This is a genomic window from Hydrogenophaga sp. L76 (genome assembly GCF_057654755.1).
Map to the genome: position 1 here is coordinate 1,880,401 of NZ_CM172807.1, position 19,897 is coordinate 1,900,297.

General features: G+C 62.5%; 22 protein-coding genes. 2 read left to right on the plus strand and 20 right to left on the minus strand.

Annotated features, from left to right (window positions below; genetic code table 11):
* Positions 1–12: 12 nt before the first annotated feature.
* From AC23D4_RS08960 to AC23D4_RS09055, 20 genes are all read right to left on the minus strand, one after another.
* A complete protein-coding gene (locus AC23D4_RS08960) occupies positions 13–795 on the minus strand; it encodes a pyridoxine 5'-phosphate synthase (protein WP_472890062.1) in 783 nt (260 codons plus the stop codon).
* Positions 792–1,592, minus strand: a complete 801-nt coding sequence (gene recO, locus AC23D4_RS08965; RefSeq protein ID WP_472890061.1) for a DNA repair protein RecO — start codon at positions 1,590–1,592, stop codon at positions 792–794. The genes AC23D4_RS08960 and recO overlap by 4 nt, the downstream gene beginning before the upstream one ends.
* Positions 1,593–1,610: 18 nt before the next feature.
* Positions 1,611–2,633, minus strand: a complete 1,023-nt coding sequence (era, locus tag AC23D4_RS08970) for a GTPase Era (RefSeq protein ID WP_472890060.1) — start codon at positions 2,631–2,633, stop codon at positions 1,611–1,613.
* A 99-nt stretch (positions 2,634–2,732) separates the two neighbouring features.
* Positions 2,733–3,410 carry a ribonuclease III gene (gene rnc, locus AC23D4_RS08975; protein ID WP_472890059.1) on the minus strand — a complete coding sequence of 226 codons (678 nt, stop codon included), beginning with the start codon at positions 3,408–3,410 and terminating at the stop codon, positions 2,733–2,735.
* Between the two features lie 30 nt (positions 3,411–3,440).
* Positions 3,441–3,788 (minus strand): DUF4845 domain-containing protein, encoded by a 348-nt coding sequence (locus AC23D4_RS08980; protein WP_472890058.1) that lies wholly within the window; start codon positions 3,786–3,788, stop codon positions 3,441–3,443.
* A 26-nt stretch (positions 3,789–3,814) separates the two neighbouring features.
* Positions 3,815–4,792 (minus strand): signal peptidase I, encoded by a 978-nt coding sequence (gene lepB / locus AC23D4_RS08985; RefSeq protein WP_472890057.1) that lies wholly within the window; start codon positions 4,790–4,792, stop codon positions 3,815–3,817.
* Entirely contained in the window at positions 4,792–6,600 is a 1,809-nt protein-coding gene (gene lepA / locus AC23D4_RS08990) for a translation elongation factor 4 (protein WP_472890056.1), read from the minus strand. The genes lepB and lepA overlap by 1 nt, the downstream gene beginning before the upstream one ends.
* A 531-nt stretch (positions 6,601–7,131) precedes the next feature.
* Positions 7,132–8,628: a DegQ family serine endoprotease gene (locus AC23D4_RS08995; RefSeq protein WP_472890055.1), complete on the minus strand. Its 1,497-nt coding sequence runs from the start codon at positions 8,626–8,628 to the stop codon at positions 7,132–7,134.
* Positions 8,629–8,711: 83 nt separating this feature from the next.
* Positions 8,712–9,812 carry a MucB/RseB C-terminal domain-containing protein gene (locus tag AC23D4_RS09000; RefSeq protein ID WP_472890054.1) on the minus strand — a complete coding sequence of 367 codons (1,101 nt, stop codon included), beginning with the start codon at positions 9,810–9,812 and terminating at the stop codon, positions 8,712–8,714.
* A gap of 5 nt (positions 9,813–9,817) precedes the next feature.
* Positions 9,818–10,525 (minus strand): sigma-E factor negative regulatory protein, encoded by a 708-nt coding sequence (locus AC23D4_RS09005; protein ID WP_472890053.1) that lies wholly within the window; start codon positions 10,523–10,525, stop codon positions 9,818–9,820.
* Positions 10,526–10,585: 60 nt separating this feature from the next.
* Positions 10,586–11,230, minus strand: coding sequence for an RNA polymerase sigma factor RpoE (gene rpoE, locus AC23D4_RS09010; RefSeq protein WP_305362929.1), 645 nt, complete (start codon positions 11,228–11,230; stop codon positions 10,586–10,588).
* A 113-nt stretch (positions 11,231–11,343) separates the two neighbouring features.
* A complete protein-coding gene (locus AC23D4_RS09015; RefSeq protein WP_472890052.1) occupies positions 11,344–11,832 on the minus strand; it encodes a hypothetical protein in 489 nt (162 codons plus the stop codon).
* A 36-nt stretch (positions 11,833–11,868) separates the two neighbouring features.
* The gene (fabF, locus tag AC23D4_RS09020; RefSeq protein WP_472890075.1) at positions 11,869–13,113 is read right to left on the minus strand and encodes a beta-ketoacyl-ACP synthase II; all 1,245 of its coding nucleotides are present in this window, start codon (positions 13,111–13,113) and stop codon (positions 11,869–11,871) included.
* 92 nt (positions 13,114–13,205) lie between these two features.
* On the minus strand, positions 13,206–13,445 hold the full coding sequence (gene acpP / locus AC23D4_RS09025) for an acyl carrier protein (RefSeq protein WP_177135589.1): 240 nt from the start codon (positions 13,443–13,445) through the stop codon (positions 13,206–13,208).
* Positions 13,446–13,564: 119 nt separating this feature from the next.
* Positions 13,565–14,326 carry a 3-oxoacyl-ACP reductase FabG gene (gene fabG / locus AC23D4_RS09030; protein WP_472890051.1) on the minus strand — a complete coding sequence of 254 codons (762 nt, stop codon included), beginning with the start codon at positions 14,324–14,326 and terminating at the stop codon, positions 13,565–13,567.
* Between the two features lie 15 nt (positions 14,327–14,341).
* On the minus strand, positions 14,342–15,295 hold the full coding sequence (fabD, locus tag AC23D4_RS09035) for an ACP S-malonyltransferase (RefSeq protein ID WP_472890050.1): 954 nt from the start codon (positions 15,293–15,295) through the stop codon (positions 14,342–14,344).
* 52 nt (positions 15,296–15,347) lie between these two features.
* A complete protein-coding gene (locus tag AC23D4_RS09040) occupies positions 15,348–16,325 on the minus strand; it encodes a beta-ketoacyl-ACP synthase III (protein ID WP_472890049.1) in 978 nt (325 codons plus the stop codon).
* 19 nt (positions 16,326–16,344) lie between these two features.
* Positions 16,345–17,409 (minus strand): phosphate acyltransferase PlsX, encoded by a 1,065-nt coding sequence (plsX, locus tag AC23D4_RS09045; protein ID WP_472890048.1) that lies wholly within the window; start codon positions 17,407–17,409, stop codon positions 16,345–16,347.
* A gap of 136 nt (positions 17,410–17,545) precedes the next feature.
* Entirely contained in the window at positions 17,546–17,728 is a 183-nt protein-coding gene (rpmF, locus tag AC23D4_RS09050) for a 50S ribosomal protein L32 (RefSeq protein WP_066086119.1), read from the minus strand.
* 139 nt (positions 17,729–17,867) lie between these two features.
* Complete coding sequence (locus AC23D4_RS09055) at positions 17,868–18,434, minus strand: YceD family protein (RefSeq protein WP_472890047.1); 567 nt, start codon at positions 18,432–18,434, stop codon at positions 17,868–17,870.
* A 43-nt stretch (positions 18,435–18,477) separates the two neighbouring features.
* Between AC23D4_RS09055 and AC23D4_RS09060 the strand changes: the two genes are divergently transcribed.
* Positions 18,478–19,086, plus strand: coding sequence for a Maf family protein (locus AC23D4_RS09060; protein WP_487623726.1), 609 nt, complete (start codon positions 18,478–18,480; stop codon positions 19,084–19,086).
* Positions 19,083–19,886, plus strand: coding sequence for an SAM-dependent methyltransferase (locus AC23D4_RS09065; protein WP_472890045.1), 804 nt, complete (start codon positions 19,083–19,085; stop codon positions 19,884–19,886). The genes AC23D4_RS09060 and AC23D4_RS09065 overlap by 4 nt, the downstream gene beginning before the upstream one ends.
* Positions 19,887–19,897 lie beyond the last annotated feature (11 nt).

Sequence of the window (19,897 nt, forward strand, 5' to 3'; positions counted from 1 at the left end):
AAAGCAACGGCCTCAGGTGACCGAAAAAGCCTCTTCGATGCAGAGGTTGTAGTCAGCGATGGTGGCGGCGTAGCCCAGCTCCAGCGCATCGGCGATCAGCGCGTGACCGATCGACACCTCGCTCACACCTGGAACGGTGCGCAGGAAGGTCGTGAGGTTTTCACGGTTGAGGTCGTGCCCTGCGTTGACCCCCAGGCCCGCGTCCAGTGCGGCCTGCGCGGCGGCACGGTAGCGCTCCAGCTGGCTGGCCCGCTGCGGCGTGTGCCAGGCGGCGGCGTAGGGTTCGGTGTAGAGCTCCACCCGATCCGCACCCACGGTCCTGGCCGCGGCCATCGCGGCGGGCTCCGGGTCCATGAACAGGCTCACGCGCGCGCCCAGCGCCTGCGCTTCGGCAATGAGAGGCCGCAGGCGTTCGGCATCCTGTGGAAAACTCCAGCCGTGGTCGCTCGTGAACTGGCCTTCGCTGTCGGGCACGAAGGTCAGCTGGTGCAGCGGCAGGCCCTTGGTTTTCACCTCGCGAGCAACATCCATCAGGTTGTGAAACGGGTTGCCTTCGATGTTGTATTCGCGATCGGGCCAGGCTTTGAGCAGCTCCGCCAGATCGGACACATCGTGGGGCCGGATGTGGCGTTCATCGGGACGGGGATGCACGGTGATGCCGTGTGCCCCGGCCTGCAGGCACAAGCTGGCCGCCCGAGTGACCGACGGGATACCCAGGTGCCGGGTGTTGCGCACCAGGGCGACCTTGTTGAGGTTGACCGACAGCGCGGTGCGTGGAAGTAAAGCCGTGGTCATGGCGTGGTCTGGAGGTTGGTGGAAGCCGCTTCGGGCGATGCGCGAGGTCGGCCCATGGCCTGCACATCCAGCATCAGCTGGCGGGTCTTGAACACCCGCACACCGCTATGGTAGTGCAGCAGGTTGCGCAACTGCGGCTGCAGCGCCTGCTGGCAACCGACACAGGCGCGCAGGGTGGCGATGAGGGGATCGGCCTCGTCCATCGCGATCTGGAGCGAACGCCACTGCTCCCCAGAAAGGGCATGCGCATCGTCGCCATGCGCCGCACGAAGACCGCTCTCCGGGTCCAGCACATAGAACACACCATCGTGCAGAGACGCCAGCGTATTGCCTTCTTGCGCCAGATCGGGCAGCAGGCCGATGTCGCGCAACAGCAGCAACTCGAACGCGCGCAGGATGAGCTGCTGTGCATCGGCCCGCTCGGCCAGCAACTGCACCGCCAGGGTGTAGTGGTCGTACAGGGCCGCGTGCGGATCGTCCCGGGCCAGCAGGCGCATGAGCAGTTCGTTGAGATAACAGCCGGAGAGCAGCGCCTCGCCGGTGGGCATGACATGCCCGCCCTGCCACTGGGCCGACTTGAGCGTGCGCACCTCGGCGTCGCCGCCCCAGCTCAGGTGCAGTGGCTGCAGCGGCAACAGCACCGGACGGAACTGGGACGTGGGCCGCTTGACCCCCTTGGCCACCAGCGCAACGCGGCCATGGTGACGCGTGAACACTTCCAGCACCAGGCTGGACTCGCTCCAGTCGTAGCGGTGCAGGACGAAAGCAGGTTCTTCAGAAAACCGGCGCGTGGCCATGGTTCGCTTGCGGAGACTTCACTCGTAGCCAAACGAGCGCACGCGCGCATCGTCATCGGCCCAGCCCGAACGCACCTTGACCCACAACTCCAGAAACACCTTGCAATCCCAGAGTTTCTCCAGTTCCTGACGCGCCTCGGTACCGATGCGCTTGAGCTTCTCGCCCTTGTCGCCGATCACCATGCCCTTGTGGCCATCGCGCTCCACCACGATGGTCGCTGCGATGCGCCTGAGCCGGCCTTCCTGCTCGAACTTGTCGATGATGACGGTGGATGTGTAGGGCAGCTCGTCGCCGGTCAGGCGGAAGAGCTTTTCACGCACCATCTCGCTGGCCATGAAGCGCTCGCTGCGGTCGGTGAGCTCCTCCGGATCGTGCATCCAGGGTTGCTGCGGCAGGTATTTCTCACAGATCGCAAACAGGCGCTGGATGTCCTTGGTGTTCTTGGCCGACATCGGCACGAACTCGGCAAACGCGTGGCGCTCCTGCATCGAGCGCAGCCAGGGCGCGAGGTCGCCACGCCGGTGCACCAGATCGAACTTGTTGGCCAGCAGCACCACAGGCACGTTCGCCGGCAACAGGTCCAGCACCTTGGCATCGGCCAGGTTGAAATGCCCGGCCTCCACCACGAACAGGATCAGGTCCACATCGTTCACCGCGCCCAGCACAGTTTTGTTGAGTGCCCGGTTCAGCGCATTGCCATGCCGGGTCTGGAAACCCGGCGTGTCCACGAACACGAACTGCGTCGGCCCGACGGTGCGGTAACCCGTGATGCGGTGTCGCGTGGTCTGCGCCTTGCGCGAGGTGATGCTGACCTTCTGGCCGACCAAGGCATTGAGCAGGGTCGATTTGCCCACGTTGGGTTTGCCCACGATGGCCACGAAGCCGCAATGCTGGGCCGCCGGATCGACAGGCTCGGGCTCTTGCAACGCCGCTTCGGGCTGCTCGGCTTCAACCTCACCGGGGTTGCCCAGGGCGCGGGCCAGCATGGCGTCAAGCTCAGGGTTGGCCACAGGTGTGGCAGGCTGTGACGGAGCGGGCATGGGAACGGTTTTTCGGGACATGGATTCGTGCTGACGGGTCAACGCCAAGGGCAAAGAGAGAAATGACGCAAGCGGCGTGTTTCGGGAACGGGAGGCGGGTCACTCCGCCATGAGGTGCTGCAACATGGCCGCCGCTGCGGCCTGCTCACCCGCGCGACGCGAAGCACCGATACCACGTTCGCTGCGACCGGTTTCCGTCACTGTGCATTCCACATCGAACGTCTGTTTATGGGCTTCGCCCAGGGTAGCCACCACGCGGTAAACCGGCAGCTTCATTTTGCGCGCCTGCAGCCACTCCTGCAATTCGGTCTTCGGGTCCTTGCCCATGGCGCTCATCTGGGCGTTCAGTTCAACATCGCCGTAAAGCCTGCGCACCATCGCGGCGGCCACCTCAAAGCCCGCATCCAGGTACACCGCGCCGATGATGGCTTCGAGCGCATCGGCCAGGATCGACGGGCGTTTGTGGCCCCCTGAGCGCTTTTCGCCATCGCCCAAGCGCAGGCAAGCAGAGAGTCCGAGCACGGATGCGATCTGGAACAGCGTGTCCTGCTTGACCAGGTTCGCCCGCACCCGCGAGAGATCACCCTCGGGCAGCTGACTGAGTTTTTCAAACAGCAGACCGGAAATGGCCAGATTGAGCACCGAGTCGCCCAAAAACTCCAGGCGCTCGTTGTGGTCGGACGTGAAACTGCGGTGGGTCAGCGCACGCTCCAGCAGGCGCGGATTGGCAAACGGGTGCTGGAGGCGCTTTTGCAGCGCGAGAAGTTCCGGGGTCAAATCAGGCGGCACCCTTTGCACAAGGCCCACTCACTTGGAGCTGCCCTTGTACTTCATCACCAGATAGGCCGGACCCACCAGCGGGATTTCGCGCTGGTAGTCGAATGAAACCACCACCCGGTCACCCTGCTTGCCCACTTCCAGGTCTTTGCCAGTGATGGTGGTGATGTCATCAATCGTGGCTGCCTTGTCAAAAATGCTGCGCACCTCGGCCACGGTGGTGCCCTCCGATGCCTTTTGAACCGCCTTCTCCACCGCCATGAACTCGATATAGGTGGGCACAAATTGCGCAAAGATCACACCCGCGAAGGCCAGCAGGATGCCGACGATCAACAAGCCAAAAAAAGTCAGACCTTGTTGCCTTTGCTTCAGTTTCATGGTTCTTTTCTCCAAGATGGTCAAACTCACTCAAACGATCCGATGCGCCCGAGATCGCCAAAATTCATCCAGACAAAGAAGGCCTTGCCCACAATGTTGGCCTCGGGCACGAAGCCCCAGTAGCGCGAATCCAGGGAGTTGTCCCGATTGTCGCCCATCATGAAGTAGTGCCCGTCAGGCACCTTGCAGACCACCCCCTCCACCGAGTAGCGGCAGTTGTCCTTGTAGGCGAACTCCGTGGTACCCGAGACGAAAGCCGGCCGGTCCTCGTCATTCAGGGTCTTGTAGCTCCGCCCCCCCAGGCTTTCCCCGAACTGCTTGGCGTAACGCATGACATCGCTGTCAAAGAACTCAGGCTCCTGGCTGCGCGGCACCGGCTGGCCGTTGATGCTCAGTTGCTTGTTGAGGTAAGCCACCTCGTCGCCCGGGACACCCACCACGCGCTTGATGTAGTCCAGACTGGGTTGCGGGGGATAGCGGAACACCATCACATCGCCACGCTGCGGCTCGTTGTTCGCGATCACCTTGGTGTTGAACACGGGCAGCCGGATGCCATAGTGGAATTTGTTCACCAGGATCAGGTCCCCCACGCGCAAGGTGGGGATCATGGATCCGGAGGGAATCTTGAACGGCTCGAACAGGAAGGAGCGCAGCACAAACACCGCCAGGATCACGGGGAACAGGCCTGCCGTCCAGTCCAGCCACCACGGCTGCATCAGCAACCGCTGGCGAGCAGGCTCCACGTCGACGTCGGTCCCGCCAAAGCCCTGCTGATGCAAGGCCGCAGCACGGTCTTCCCGAGCGTTCAGCAGCCGTTGCGCATCGCGCTGGCGCTGAGGCAGGAAAACCAGCTTCTCCGCCACCCAGTACAAACCGGTGATGGCCGTGGCCAGCATCAGCAACAGGGCGAAGTTGCCTTCGACATAGCCAAAGAAAAACGCCCCCGCATAAGCGGCAAAGGCGGCCAGGACCACCGCCGTGATGGCGCTCATCGTGGATTGCATCAGTCCTGCACCTGCAAAATCGCGAGGAAAGCCTCTTGGGGCACTTCAACCGAGCCAATCTGTTTCATGCGCTTCTTGCCTGCTTTCTGTTTCTCAAGGAGTTTGCGTTTGCGGCTGATATCGCCACCGTAACATTTTGCCAGCACGTTCTTGCGCAACGCCTTGATGGTCTCGCGCGCGATCACATTGCCGCCAATGGCAGCCTGAATGGCCACGTCAAACATCTGCCGGCTGATGATTTCGCGCATCTTCGCCACCACGGCCCGGCCACGGTACTGCGACTGGCTGCGGTGCACGATGATGGACAGCGCATCGACCTTCTCTCCGTTGAGCAGGATGTCGACCTTGACCACATCGGCCGCTCTGTACTCCTTGAACTCATAGTCCATGGAGGCGTAGCCACGGCTCACCGATTTGAGCTTGTCGAAAAAGTCCAGCACGATTTCACCCAACGGCATGTCGTAGGTCAGCATGACCTGTTTGCCGTGGTAGGCCATGTTGAGCTGCATGCCGCGCTTCTGGTTGGCCAGCGTCATGACCGCGCCCACGTATTCCTGCGGCATGTAGAGGTGCACGGTCACGATGGGCTCGCGGATCTCTTCCATGCGCCCCTGGTCGGGCATCTTGGACGGGTTCTCGACCATGATGACTTCGCCATCGGGCTTGACCACCTGGTACACCACGCTGGGCGCGGTGGTGATCAGGTCCTGATCGAACTCGCGCTCCAGTCGCTCCTGCACGATCTCCATGTGCAGCAGGCCCAGAAAACCACAACGGAAACCAAAACCCAGCGCCTGCGACACCTCGGGCTCGTACATCAGCGCGGCGTCGTTGAGCTTGAGTTTTTCCAGCGCGTCGCGCAGGCCGTCGTACTGGTTCGCCTCGGTCGGGTACAGACCGGCAAAGACCTGCGGCTGCACTTCCTTGAAACCGGGCAGCGCCTCTTCGGCCGGACCGAGGTTGTTGGGCAGCTTTTTTTCCAGCGTGATGGTGTCGCCCACCTTGGCCGCCTGCAGCTCCTTGATGCCGGCAATGATGTAGCCCACTTCACCGGCCTTGAGCGCGTCTCTCGGTTCGTTGCCAGGCGTGAAAACGCCCAGGTTGTCGGCGTTGTAGACGGTGTTGGTGGCCATCATCTTGAACCGCTCGCCCTTGAGCAGCTGACCGTCGACCACGCGCACGAGCATCACCACGCCCACATAGGCGTCGTACCAGCTGTCCACAATCATGGCGCGCAGCGGTGCGTTGGGATTGCCCTTGGGTGCAGGAATGCGCGCAACGACGGCCTCCAGGATGTCTTCCACACCCATGCCGCTTTTGGCCGAACAGGGAATGGCGTCGGTCGCGTCGATGCCGATCACGTCTTCGATCTCGCTCTTGGCATTTTCGGGATCGGCGTTGGGCAGGTCCATCTTGTTGAGCACCGGCACCACCTCCACACCCAGGTCGAGCGCGGTGTAGCAGTTGGCAACGGTCTGCGCCTCAACGCCCTGGCTGGCATCCACCACCAGCAACGCGCCTTCGCAGGCCGAGAGGGAGCGACTGACTTCATAAGAGAAGTCCACGTGCCCCGGCGTGTCGATCAGGTTGAGGTTGTAGACCTGTCCGTCGCGCGCCTTGTATTTGAGCGCTGCGGTCTGCGCCTTGATGGTGATGCCGCGCTCTTTCTCGATGTCCATCGAGTCCAGCACCTGCTCGCTCATCTCGCGATCGGACAAGCCACCACAGAGGGAAATGATGCGGTCGGCCAGCGTGGACTTGCCGTGGTCGATGTGCGCGATGATCGAAAAATTGCGGATGTGGTTCATCAAGAAAACAGCTCTACCAGGGGAACAAAGTGCCCACGCACGAGGTTGCGGGGGACCATAAAAAAGGGCGCGTCAGCTGTTGACGCGCCCATAACCAACAATCAATGGCAACTGCGATAGTTGGGACTTCATTGTAGGCAAAAAGCCCGGAATGCAAACCCGACAAACGCCAACCGAGGCTTGTTGCAGCGCAGCAACATGGGACTTATCCACAATTCATTCACAGGAAATCCAGTGCTCTTGTGAAGCATCTGTGGATGACCGAGGCCGATCTGGCGCGATTCTCACATCGTGAACCGATGCAGTGCCTCGACGAAGGAATCGATCCGGAACCGGCCCGATTTTATCGAATTCGGTCAGGAGAAACCGGAGCCTTGTGAGCATTCACTCACTGTAGCGGGAGGCAAACCGTGTATCGCGGCAGACAAGCGGTGTGTGGCGTACCCGCCACCCCGCCCCACAAGCCCCAAATACCATAAAGATCAGTGGGTTATTGACCTCAGTTGGGGTGGATTCGAGTTTTGTCCGGTTTCATCGGCTCGGGCGGATCACGGTGTACTGTGCCCAATCGCCGCGACGGAACAGCACATTGACAGGGCGCGACTTGTCGAGCTTGACCAGTGCCGCCTCCAGTTCAGCGACGCTACCGGTGTCGGTGTTGGCGACGGCGACGATCACATCGCCTTCGCGCAAGCCAGCGCGCGCAGCCGCACCCTCGGTGCTCTCCACACGCACGCCGCCCTTGAGGTTGAGCTCCTTCTTCATCGCGGGCGTGAGATCAGAGAGCGTCAAGCCCAGAGCCTTGGCTGCACCCGCCGGCTGTGGCTTGGCAGGCTCGGGAGCGGTCGGGCGCGAGGCTGTGCGCTCGGGCTCCAGCTCGGCCACCGTGATGCTCAACTCCCGCTGCGAGCCGCGCCGGAACACCGTCACACGGCTCTTGCTGCCGGGTCGTGTATTGCCCACCAGCCGCGGCAAGTCCACCGACTTGTCGATCTCCGTGCCATCGAAACGCAGAATGATGTCGCCCGGCTCCAGCCCGGCTTTGGCCGCTGGCGAGTCGTCTTCGACACCCCGCACCAGCGCCCCCCGAGGCCTTCCCAGACCAATCGACTCAGCCACCTCCTTGCTGACCTGATCGATCTGCACACCGATGCGCCCACGCGTGACGCGCCCGGTCGCGCGGAGCTGGTCCGACACGCGCACCGCCTCGTCGATCGGGATGGCAAACGAGATGCCCTGGAAGCCGCCTGAGCGCGAGTAGATCTGGCTGTTGATGCCCACGACCTCGCCGCGCATGTTGATGAGCGGACCACCGGAATTGCCAGGATTGATCGCCACGTCGGTCTGGATAAAGGGCAGGAAGTCTCCGGTGTCGCGCTTCTTGGCACTCACGATCCCGGCCGTCACGGTGTTCTCAAGCCCAAAGGGCGACCCGATGGCCATCACCCATTCGCCCACACGAAGGCGGTTCACGTCACCAATCTTCACCGCACTCAGACCACTCGCCTCGATCTTGACCACCGCCACATCGGTGCGCTTGTCAGCACCCACCACCTTGGCCTTGAATTCACGCTTGTCCGGCAAGGTGACGATCAGTTCGTCGGCACCGTCCACCACATGCGCGTTGGTCATGACCAGGCCGTCGCTGCTGAGAATGAAGCCAGAACCCACACCCCGCGGCTGCGTCTCGTCGGATGGACCACGCTCTTGACGTGGACCGCGAGGCGACAGGCCGGGTGGAATCGGAATACCAAAACGGCGGAAGAACTCCAGCATCTGTTCATCTGTTCCGGAGGCCGCTTCCTCGCTGGCTCTGGCTCGCTCCAGCGTACGGATATTCACCACCGAGGGCCCAACCAGATCGACCAGATCGGTGAAGTCGGGCAAGCCGCGCACGCTGGGCGCAGACAGAACGCCCTGAGCAGCCAATGGCGCAGGCGACAACAGCGCTGCGGAGCCGGCCAGCGCCAGCATCCCTGCGGCGGCCATGTTGAACAGGGAAGCGTGATTCGATTTACTGAATGTCATGTTGATCCTATTCAGACAGGCAATAGTACTGAAGACACAGGGAGAAAAGGCACATTCAGGCACCCGCCCCACAGACCGGCAGTTCAACGCGTGCGCTCAAGTGCCTGGGCAAACCGCTGGAGTGTGGCCGGCGGAACCTCGCCCAACACGGTGAGCCAATGGTTGCCGAGACGCATGCCCAGCGAATGGGTGGCGCCCATCACCGCGCTGGTTTCCGGGCCATGCCGGCGGGCATCCAGCGGCTCGACAAACAACGAGACCGAGGCCAATCCATCCGAAAAAACGCACTGCATGGGCACCGAAGAAACTTCGTTGGCATCACCGGACTCCCGGGAGTGGCAGCTCATGCGCAGGAAGCCTGGAACCGCCTCCTTGAAATGCCAGCCCTCGGCCTCGGGCGTGGTTTTTTTCAGCGACGGTCGAACCACCTCATAGCCACGGGTGTCCTTCATCATCTTGCGCAGCTTGTCCATGCGCACGGGTGCGTCCATCTGGAGCTCGGAGAAGGCAAGTTGCTCCAGCACGGCGCCCCGCTCGCCCAGTGTCTGCAGCTTCACGACCAGACCGGTTTTCTGTTCAGACCAGATACGAAAACCAAACCGGAAAGGATCTCTGGGGAGTATCTCGACCACATCGGCAGCATGCCCAGCCACGCGCTGCACCCCGGTCTCACGCACCTCGTAGTATTTTGGAATGGCGTTGGCTGGCGTGCGCAGCAACTCGGGAAACAAGCCCAGCGACTCGTGTTCTTCGATCCAGGCGGTTCTGGTGTCGGGAACAAAGGTGATCACTTCGTTGTTGCGGCGGATGGTGGTTCGCGGTGCGCCGGTGAGCATCTCGATACGCTCCATCTGCTGCACACCATCGCAGACATGCCAGATACGCGAGGTCGACATGACCGAACCAGCCGACACCACCAACGTGCCCGTATAGGCCCGCTGCCGCGATGCTTCCTGCATTCGGGTAAGCCACTCATTGACACTGCGCGCCGGCACCGCGGTCAGACCCTGTGACTGAGCCTGAGCCTGAGCCAAAGGCTGCCATAGCCCGAAGACCAAAGCGACCAGGACCAGCGCAGACCATGGATGCAGCCCGGTGCACCGGTGAGCGCAGTGACCGGAGCGGGTCATGGGTACGGCCAAGCCACGCGACAGAAACCGACCGAACGACAGATGAGGAGACATGAGCATCAGCGCTGCGGAGCGGTATCGTAGGTGGCATTGCGCAGGAAACCCGCCGGCATCTGCAACGCAGACATGCCGCCATACTGCCGGTGCTCCGCCAGCATCTGCTCAAGCCGCGCATCGCGAATCAAGATGCCCTGCCCGGTACTCACCGCCACGTTGGTTGACCCTGTGTTCGATCCGGCGACTACCGGATTCGCCGGTTCTGTGGGCGCTACCACCTGAGCCAGTTGAGGCGCTGCAACCACCCCACCATCCGCACCCGGCGCGCCCCGCATCACACTCCAGCTCACCGCCACCACGGCAGCCAACGAGGCCAGACCCGCGGCCATCTTCCAGCGCATCACCGGATCGTTCGCCGCATGCCCACGCACTTGGGCCATCACGGCAGGCCTCGCAGGGCTGCTTTGCGGCCCTTCTTCGAGCTGCAGACGCACATGGATACCTGCCAAGAAGGCCTGCGGCGAGTGGTTCGACAAGGCAGGCGCCGTGCCACGCAGCACATCGCCAATCACCTGGTAGGCATGCCAGTCGGCGCACAATGCGGCGCGGTGGTCGTGATCGGCCAGCAGGGCATCCAGCTCGTCCGCACCGATCTCATCATCGGTCAACGCAGACAGTGCACCCGCCAGATCGCTACCCCAGTCGGCATGAAACGGCACACCGGACCCCGCAGGCTGGCGCACGTTCACGTTGTCTTGTTCGGCATTCATGGTTGATATCCAAAAAAACTTTAGGGTTCAAGCCCCGTTCACACCACGCCCCATTCGGCGTCACCAGCGTTTGCCGGACTGGCGCTCCAGCATGGGCTTGATGCGGCCCGATATCGCTTCACGCGCCCGGAAGATGCGGGAACGCACCGTACCAATGGGGCAATCCAGCGCCAGAGCTATCTCTTCGTAGCTCAAACCGTCCATTTCCCGCAGGCTGATCGCCATGCGCAACTCTTCCGGCAACGCATCCATGGCGGCGTTCACCGCTTCGGCAATTTCCTTGCTGGCCAGCACCGCCTCAGGCGTCTCGTGATCGACCGCGTTGGAATTTAGTTCACGTTCGGAGCCGGAAGTTTCATCATCCTCCGCTGATTTCATCTGGGACTGGAAGATCAGCGGGTCGCGCTTGAGTTCCAGCAGCTGCTTTTTTGCCGTATTGACCGCGATGCGGTAAAGCCAGGTGTAGAACTGGGCGTCACCCCGAAACTGCGCCAGCGCCCGGTAAGCCCGGATGAAGGTCTCCTGGGCGATGTCCTGCACCAGGTCGACGTCGCGCACCATGCGCCCGATCAGGCGCTCGACCCTTCGCTGGTACTTGATGACCAGCAACTCGAACGCGCGCTGCTCGCCGGCAAGCGTACGCTGCACCAGCATGACATCGCTGTCGGGCGGCGGGGGGGCGGTGTGGTCTTCGGGTTGTGTCATGCGGCAAGAGGGGGCCGCGGAAATATACCCCAAGCCTGACGATGCCCCGATCCACGGTCACGCCGTGCAGGGACGTCATGCCGCTGGACGGGTCTGAACAACGCTGCGATGGATCAGCTGAACGCAGAGCCTTGACGCTTGTGTGCGACCAGCGCGCGACGCAATTCGTTCCAGCGCGCGGGCTCACGTGTCCGCTCGACCCAGGCCCAACTGCTCGCAGCATCCGGGTAGTGCAATCGCAAAAGCACAAGGCTTTGCAGATCCAGCACTGTATCGACCCGCAGCAAGGTCACACCGTCCTGGTACGCTTCGCTGGACCAGACCCAGGCGCCTGCGAGGGGTTGTCCCGTCGCTGAATCGGCCAGCGCATCCCACTGCAACAAGCCCTCCGGCGTTCGCTGCCAGCTCCAGGTGGCGAACCCGATCCACGACAACCAAAGCACAGCGCCCAACCATGGAACACCCGCAGCCCAGGACGTGTTGCCGCTCACCCACCATCCGCCAGCCAGTGCCAGAAGACCCAGCGCACCGAGCCCCAACAGCCACCGCGCATAGAAAGCACAACGCCCCACCGGATACAGAACCGATGGGGCGTTGCGCATGATCAGGCCGTCAGACCCCTATCGCGGTCAACGGGCTCAGACGCGTTTGAACACCAAGGTGCCGTTGGTGCCACCAAAACCAAAGTTGTTCTTGATGGCGATATCGATCTTCATGTCACGCGCCGTGTTGGCGCAGTAGTCCAGATCGCACTCCGGATCCTGGTTGAAGATGTTGATGGTGGGCGGGCTCTTCTGTTCATTCAAAGCCAGGATGGTGAAAACGCTCTCAATACCACCCGCACCGCCCAGGAGGTGCCCGGTCATGGACTTGGTGGAGTTCACAACGGTCCTTTTGGCATGATCGCCCAGTGCCGCCTTGATGGCGTTGGTCTCGTTCAGATCACCCAGTGGCGTGGAAGTCCCATGCGCATTGAGGTAATCGACCTGATCAGCATTGACACCCGCATTCTTCAACGCCATCAGCATGGAACGGCGTGGGCCGTCCACATTGGGCGCGGTCATGTGGTAGGCATCGGCACTCATGCCAAAACCCAACACCTCGGCATATATCTTGGCGCCCCGAGCCTTGGCATGCTCGTATTCTTCGAGCACCACCACGCCCGCACCTTCGCCCAGCACAAAACCGTCGCGGTCCTTGTCCCAGGGACGCGATGCGGTCGCGGGGTCGTCGTTGCGCGTGGACACCGCGCGGGCGGCGCAAAAACCGCCAACGCCCAGCGGCGACACCGTGGACTCCGAGCCACCGGCCAACATCACGTCGGCATCGCCATATTCGATCATCCGGGCCGACATGCCGATCGCGTGCAGACCCGTGGTGCAGGCCGTCACGATCGAGATGTTGGGGCCCTTGAACCCGAACTTGATCGAGACATGGCCAGAGATCATGTTGATGATCGAGGCGGGCACGAAGAACGGCGAAACGCGGCGCGGACCCCGGTTCATGAGTTCAGTGTGCGTGGCTTCGATCATCGGCAGGCCGCCGATCCCGGAGCCGATGTTGCAACCGATCCGGGTGGCCATTTCTTCACCCAGCGCATCACACGTGGGCAGACCGGAGTCCGCCACGGCCTGTGCGGCAGCTGCGATCCCGTAATGGATGAATGCGTCCATCGTGCGTGCTTCTTTCGAAGACATGTACGACTCGACATTGAAGCCCTTGACCTCGCCTGCGATCTGGCAGGTGAAATTTGACGCGTCAAACTTGGTGATGCGATCAATACCGGATTTGCCGGCAAGAATGTTGGCCCAGGACTCAGACACCGTGTTGCCCACGGGGCTGATGCATCCCAAGCCGGTCACGACGACGCGACGACGACTCATTGAATTCCCCCACGCATCAGGGTGCGTGAAATGCAATGCTTTCCCCGGGGAACCGTGCCCCATGGGAAGGCCCTGCGTTGGACCATGAAGGATCAGGCCTTCTGGTGCGCCATGGCGTAATCGATGGCGTTTTGCACCGTGGTGATCTTCTCGGCGTCTTCGTCCGGGATCTCGATACCGAATTCGTCTTCCAGGGCCATCACGAGTTCCACCGTGTCGAGCGAGTCGGCGCCCAAGTCGGCTACGAAAGATTTTTCATGCGTGACCTGGCCTTCTTCCACACCGAGTTGTTCGGCAATGATTTTCTTAACACGTGCTTCGATATCGCTCATAAGTCCCTCTGAGGGTGGTTGGATGACAGACCGTCATTTTAGCCGGGCTAGAGAGTGGCCTCCAGACGGCCCGCCGGACGGCTTTGTCGGCGTCGAAAATTGAATGGGGCGTCCTGCCTTCAGGACATGAACATGCCACCGTTGACGTGCAGTTCCTGTCCTGTGACATAGGCCGCCTGCGGGCTCGCGAGGTACGCCACAGCGTGCGCAATGTCGGCCGGCTTGCCCAGATGACCCAGCGGAATCTGGCCCAGCAGCGCCTTTTGCTGCTCTTCCGGCAACGTTGCCGTCATGTCGGTTTCGATAAACCCCGGCGCCACGCAGTTGACCGTGATGTTGCGGCTGCCCAGCTCACGGGCCAGCGCGCGCGTCATGCCCGCCACACCGGCCTTGGCCGCCGCGTAGTTGGCTTGTCCGGGGTTGCCCGATGCGCCCACCACACTGGTGATGCTGATGATGCGGCCATAGCGCTGCTTCATCATGGGACGGATCACGGCGCGGCTCATGCGGAACACGGCCTTCAGGTTGGTGTCGAGCACGGCATCCCAGTCCTCGTCCTTGAGGCGCATGGCGAGCATGTCGCGCGTGATGCCGGCGTTGTTCACCAGCACCTGCAGTCCCCCATGCGCCTTGGTGATGTCGTCGATCAGGGCTTCAGCGGCAGCGGCATTGTTCACATCCAGCGTCGCGCCGCGGCTGCCTGCGGCCGCACCGGGCACGCCTGCGAGCGCCTGGGTGATCCGGGCAGCGCCTTCGTCGCTGGTGGCGGTACCGATAACGATCAGACCACGCACCGCCAGTTCGTGCGCAATGGCCGCACCGATGCCACGCGTTGCACCCGTGACCAGGGCCACCTGGCCCGCATATTTGATTTCAGTCATGTGTTGTATCTCCGATCAGCTGACCAGCAGGTTTTTGACTTCGGCCAGTGTGGCCGGATCGAAAAGCGCCGCTCCCGTCAGCCCCGCATCGATGCGCTTGACCATGCCGGCCAGCACCTTGCCAGGGCCGCACTCCACCAGCGTGGTGATGCCGCGCTCCCGAATGGCACTCACGCATTCGACCCAACGGACCGGCCCGAAGGCCTGGCGGTACAGCGCATCGCGGATGCGTTCTGCATCGGTTTCAACGGCCACATCGATGTTGTTGATCAACGGAATCTGAGGCAGCGCAAAGGCGGTTGCCGCCAACTGCTCTTTCAGCTTGTCCGCGGCAGGCTTCATCAGGCTGGAGTGAAACGGAGCCGACACCGGCAGCGACAGCGCCCGCTTGGCGCCATGGGCCTTGAGGACTTCACAGGCCTTTTCGACAGCGGCCTTGCTGCCCGCAATGACGGTCTGCGCCGGATCGTTGAAGTTCACCGCCTCCACCACTTCCAGGCTACCGCCACCGAATGTGGCCTGCGCTTCGGCACAGCCCGCCATCACTTTCGCCGCATCCATGCCCAGAATGGCCGCCATCGCGCCGGTTCCTACAGGCACCGCCGCCTGCATCGCCGCCGCCCGAAAGCGGACCAGCGGAGCCGCCTGAGCCAGCGTCAGCACACCCGAGGCTACGAGCGCCGAATACTCGCCCAACGAATGACCGGCAACAACCGCAGGGACAGCGCCACCCTCGGCGCACCAGACGCGCCAGGCGGCCACACCGGCCACCAGCATCACCGGTTGCGTGTTGGTGGTCAGGGCCAGCGCTTCCTTGGGGCCTTGATTGATCAGGCGCGCCAGATCCTCGCCCAAGGCGTCCGAAGCCTCCTGCAGGGTTTCGCGCACGGCAGGGTGATCACCCCAAGCGTCCAGCATGCCAACGGATTGGGAACCCTGGCCCGGAAAGACAAAAGCAAAAGAAGTCATGGAAGATACAGAACTGTAAATGGGGCGGATGGCAGCCTGGCGACACGCAGACTCAAAGATCGAGCAGCACGGCACCCCATGTGAAGCCGCCACCGACGCCTTCGAGCAGAAGGGTGTCACCCTTTTTCACCTGACCGGCACGCACCGCATGGTCGAGGGCCAGCGGGATCGAAGCCGCCGAGGTGTTGCCGTGCTGATCCACGGTGACCACGACCTTGTCCATGGACAATTTCAGCTTGCGGGCTGTGCTCTGCATGATCCGGATGTTGGCCTGATGAGGGATCAGCCAGTCGATATCGGCATCGCTGCGACCGGCCTTGGCCAACACCGCACGCGCCGTTTCCTCCAGCACACCCACCGCCAGCTTGAACACCGCCTGACCATCCATCTTGAGCAGGGGGTCCCCCAGGATCTCGCCGCCGGACACGTGCCCTGGAACACACAGGATGCCGGCGTGCTTGCCGTCCGCGTGGATGTCGGTGGCAAGAATGCCTGGCGTATCGCTGGCTTCCACCACGACCGCGCCCGCGCCATCACCGAACAGAACACAGGTGGTCCTGTCATTGAAATCGAGCAGACGGGAAAAAACCTCGGCGCCCACCACGAGCGCTTTCTTCGCGGTGCCGGTGCGAATCATCGCGTCAGCGACCGTGAGCCCGTAGATAAATCCGCTGCAAACGGCCTGCAGATCAAACACGGGACACCCCGAAATGCCCAGCTTGTGTTGCAGGATGGCCGCCGTGGACGGGAACACCATGTCCGGCGTAGAGGTAGCCACGATGATCAGATCGATGTCGCTGCCATCCAACCCCGCAGCGTCCATGGCCTTGCGGCAGGCCTCGGCAGCCAGGTCGCTGGCAAAAACGCCGTCGGCGACAAAATGTCGTGCCCGGATACCGGTGCGCTCGACAATCCACTCGTCACTGGTTTCAACCCCGCCAGCGGCCAGTCGGTCGACCATGTCGGCGTTGGTCAGACGCTGAGGCGGCAGGCTGCTGCCGGTGCCGGAAATACGGGCGTAGCGTGTCATGCTGGTTGAAGGTGGCAAATTAAAGGGTGGGAATGCTTCTGATCTCGCTGGGCACCCCGGCTGGCGACAGCAGCGGCGCGGCGTGGGCGATGCGCTCCTGCACACTCTTCAGCAACCCGTTGTGGGCCGCATCATAAGCCCGCACCAGCGCTTGCTCGAAAGCAAAGGCATCGGCCGAACCGTGGCTCTTGAAAACAAGGCCGCGCAGTCCCAACAGTGCGGCACCATTGTACCGACGGTGATCCACCCGTTTTTTAAAAGACGATAAGACCGGATAAGCGACGATAGCCGCCATTTTCGTCAGAATGTTCTTTGAGAACGCTTCACGGATGAGGCCACTGATCATTGTCGCCAGGCCCTCGCTGGCTTTGAGCGCCACATTGCCCACAAAACCATCGCATACCACGATGTCCGCGCTGCCTTTGAAGATGTCATCACCTTCAACGTTACCGAAAAAATTCAAGTCACCGGTGTTCGCCGCATTTCGCAGCAGGACACCCGCTTTTTTGATCACTTCGCTGCCTTTGATCACCTCTTCGCCGACGTTGAGCAATCCCACGGTGGGCTCGGGCTTGCCCGTGATCGCGACCACCAGAGCCGACCCCATGACAGCAAACTGCAACAAATGCTCGGCCGTGCAATCCACGTTGGCGCCCAGATCCAGGACCGTGGTCGCGCCACCGCGTGCGTTGGGCAACTGACTGGCAATCGCTGGCCGGTCAATGCCATCCAGGGTTTTGAGCAGGTAGCGGGAAATGGCCATGAGCGCACCCGTGTTGCCTGCCGACACCGCCGCCTGCGCAGCGCCATCCTTGACCTGCTGGATCGCGACCCGCATGGAAGAATCTTTCTTCTTGCGCAGCGCGATTTCAATCGGATCGTCCATGGCGACCACTTCGCTGGCGGGCACCACGCGACAGCGCACGTTGTTGAGCAGCTGAGGCCGGGACTTCTTCAACATCTCGGGCTGACCCACGAGCAACAGATGGGCCTGCGGATGGCTGGCCAAAAAGGCCTCGCAGGCTGGCAAGGTCACCCCCACGCCAACGTCTCCACCCATGCAATCCACAGCAACGGTGATCATGCAAACATCTCAGTGGTGGCGCCCCAAAGCGCCACAAGAATGAAAAAAGCCCGCATGGCACATGCGGGCCTGTTCAAGTACAGCGGTCTCCACCCCGGACGCGGTATCGCGACGGGATCGGCGACCCGCCGTCACTTTAGGCTTCGGACTTGTTCTTCAGTACCTGGCGGCCACGGTAGAAGCCGTTGGGGCTGATGTGGTGGCGCAGGTGCACTTCACCGGTGGTCGGCTCAACGGCAATGCCGGGCACGTTCAGCGCATTGTGCGAGCGGTGCATGCCGCGCTTGGAAGGGGACTTTTTGTTTTGCTGGACGGCCATGGTGGGCTCCTGAATTCAATAGGGTCAATCGGGGTGCGCCTAGGGTTCGCCTACCACCATATTCGTGTACACCGTACACCTCACAGTGAAATCGATACCAGCGCAAAGCCAAGCATTATAGCTCGAAGATCACCCTGCGTCATTTTTTCAGGCGGGACAACGCCGCAAACGGGTGCGGGCGCTGTTCTTCTGCAGGGCCGTCTGCGGCGGCCACATCGCCGGACTGCATGGACACCGGCACCGGACAGGCGTCGTGCATCGGCACCAGCGGCAACGCCATCAACAGCTCATCTTCCAGCAATTCGTACAAGCTGGGACGCGGCTCCAGCGGCAACAGGTCCTCTTCGCAGTCATTGTCTTCTGCCGCAGCCGTGGTTTCGTCGGCCACAAACCGAAACCAGCGGTCCACCTGGAGCGGGGTTTCCACCGCGCCCAGACAGCGCTGGCAGGTCAAGGGCGCCACCGTTTCCGCCAGCAAATGAAGCCACACCGCAGGCTCGCCGCCCTCGGACGCCGCACGCAAAGCGCCATGAGCCTGCCAACGGACACCCGGCAGATCGGCCGCGCCGCACTCGGGGTGCAACTCGTCTTTCAGGCGCCCAAACAGACCCATCGGGTCGTCCGCGTTCACACCGGCGCCGGCCTGGGCAAAAGCTCGCACGTCCAGCCGGGCCGGGTTCCACGCAGTGTTCGGATTCGGTTTCATGGAGGGCAGTGTAAAAGAATGCGGGGACAATACCAGCATGCCCATGCACATGCCCACCCCTGAAAACCTCTCGAAGAAGCGCCTGATTCTGGGCTCCACGTCGCCCTACCGGCGCGAATTGCTGGCGCGACTGGGCATCGCCTTTGATGTCGAACGTCCCGAAGTCGATGAAACCCCGCAACCGGGCGAAAAGCCCGCTGCACTGGCCATGCGTCTGGCGTTGGCCAAGGCGCGCGAGGTGGCCCGGCGCCACCCCGAAGCGGTGGTGATCGGTAGCGACCAGGTTGCCGACCTGGGCGGCGAACCCCTGGGCAAACCCGGCAACCACGAGCGCGCGGTCGAGCAGCTTCGCCGAATGAGCGGCCAGACGGTGGTTTTCCAGACTGCGGTGGCCGTGGTGTGCCTGTCCAGCGGTTTTGAGCAGAGCGATCTGGCCGCCGTCCAGGTGGCATTCCGCCCACTGACCGAGGGGGAAATCGAGCACTACCTGCGGACCGAGCAGCCCTACGACTGCGCGGGCAGCGCCAAGAGTGAAGGTCTGGGCATCGCCTTGCTCGAACGCATTGAAAACGACGATCCGACCGCGCTGGTCGGTCTGCCGCTGATCCGCACCTGCCGCATGATCCGCGCTGCGGGGGTACCCATTCTGTGAAGCCGGCGCAACCCACGCCCGGTACGCTGTATCTGGTGCCCACACCGCTGGACTTTGGCTGCCTGCCGGAAGGTGCGCATCCCGCACCCATTACCGAATGTCTGCCTGCCGAAACCGTGGCGGTCGCGGCGCGGCTGACCCACTGGATCAGCGAAAACGCGAAGAGCACACGCGCCTTTCTCAAGCGTGTGGAGGCGGTGAACGGGCTCGCCGCACCGCTGCAAGCCCAAGCCATCATCGAACTCCCCCGGCAGGCGCACAAAAAAGGCGACCACACCCCGGCCGCAGAGGGCGACAGCCAGGCCAAGGCCCTTCTCGCACCGGCTTTGCTGGGCCACGACATCGGCCTGGTCAGTGAAGCCGGCATGCCTGCCATTGCCGATCCCGGCAGCTCTGTCGTGCGCGCTGCACACGCACTGTGCATGCCGGTGGTGCCCCTCGTCGGCCCGGTGTCGCTGATGCTGGCCCTGGCGGCCAGCGGACTGAATGGACAGGGGTTCGCTTTCGTGGGCTACGTGCCTCAGGAGTCGACCGAGCGCGCCAAACGCCTGCGCGAGCTGGAGGCGCTGGCCCTGAAAACCGGGCAGACGCAGATCCTGATCGAAACGCCCTACCGTAACACTGCCTTGCTGCAGGCCTTGCTGCAGATCCTGCACCCGCACACGCGTCTGGCCGTCAGTTGCGGCCTCATGCTGCCGCAACAGGTCACCCGCAGTGCCCTGGCGAACGAGTGGAAGACCCGATCACTGCAGCAGGGTTTGCCCTTGGACGCACCGGCGGTCTTCCTGATCGGCCGCTGAGAAGCACTCAA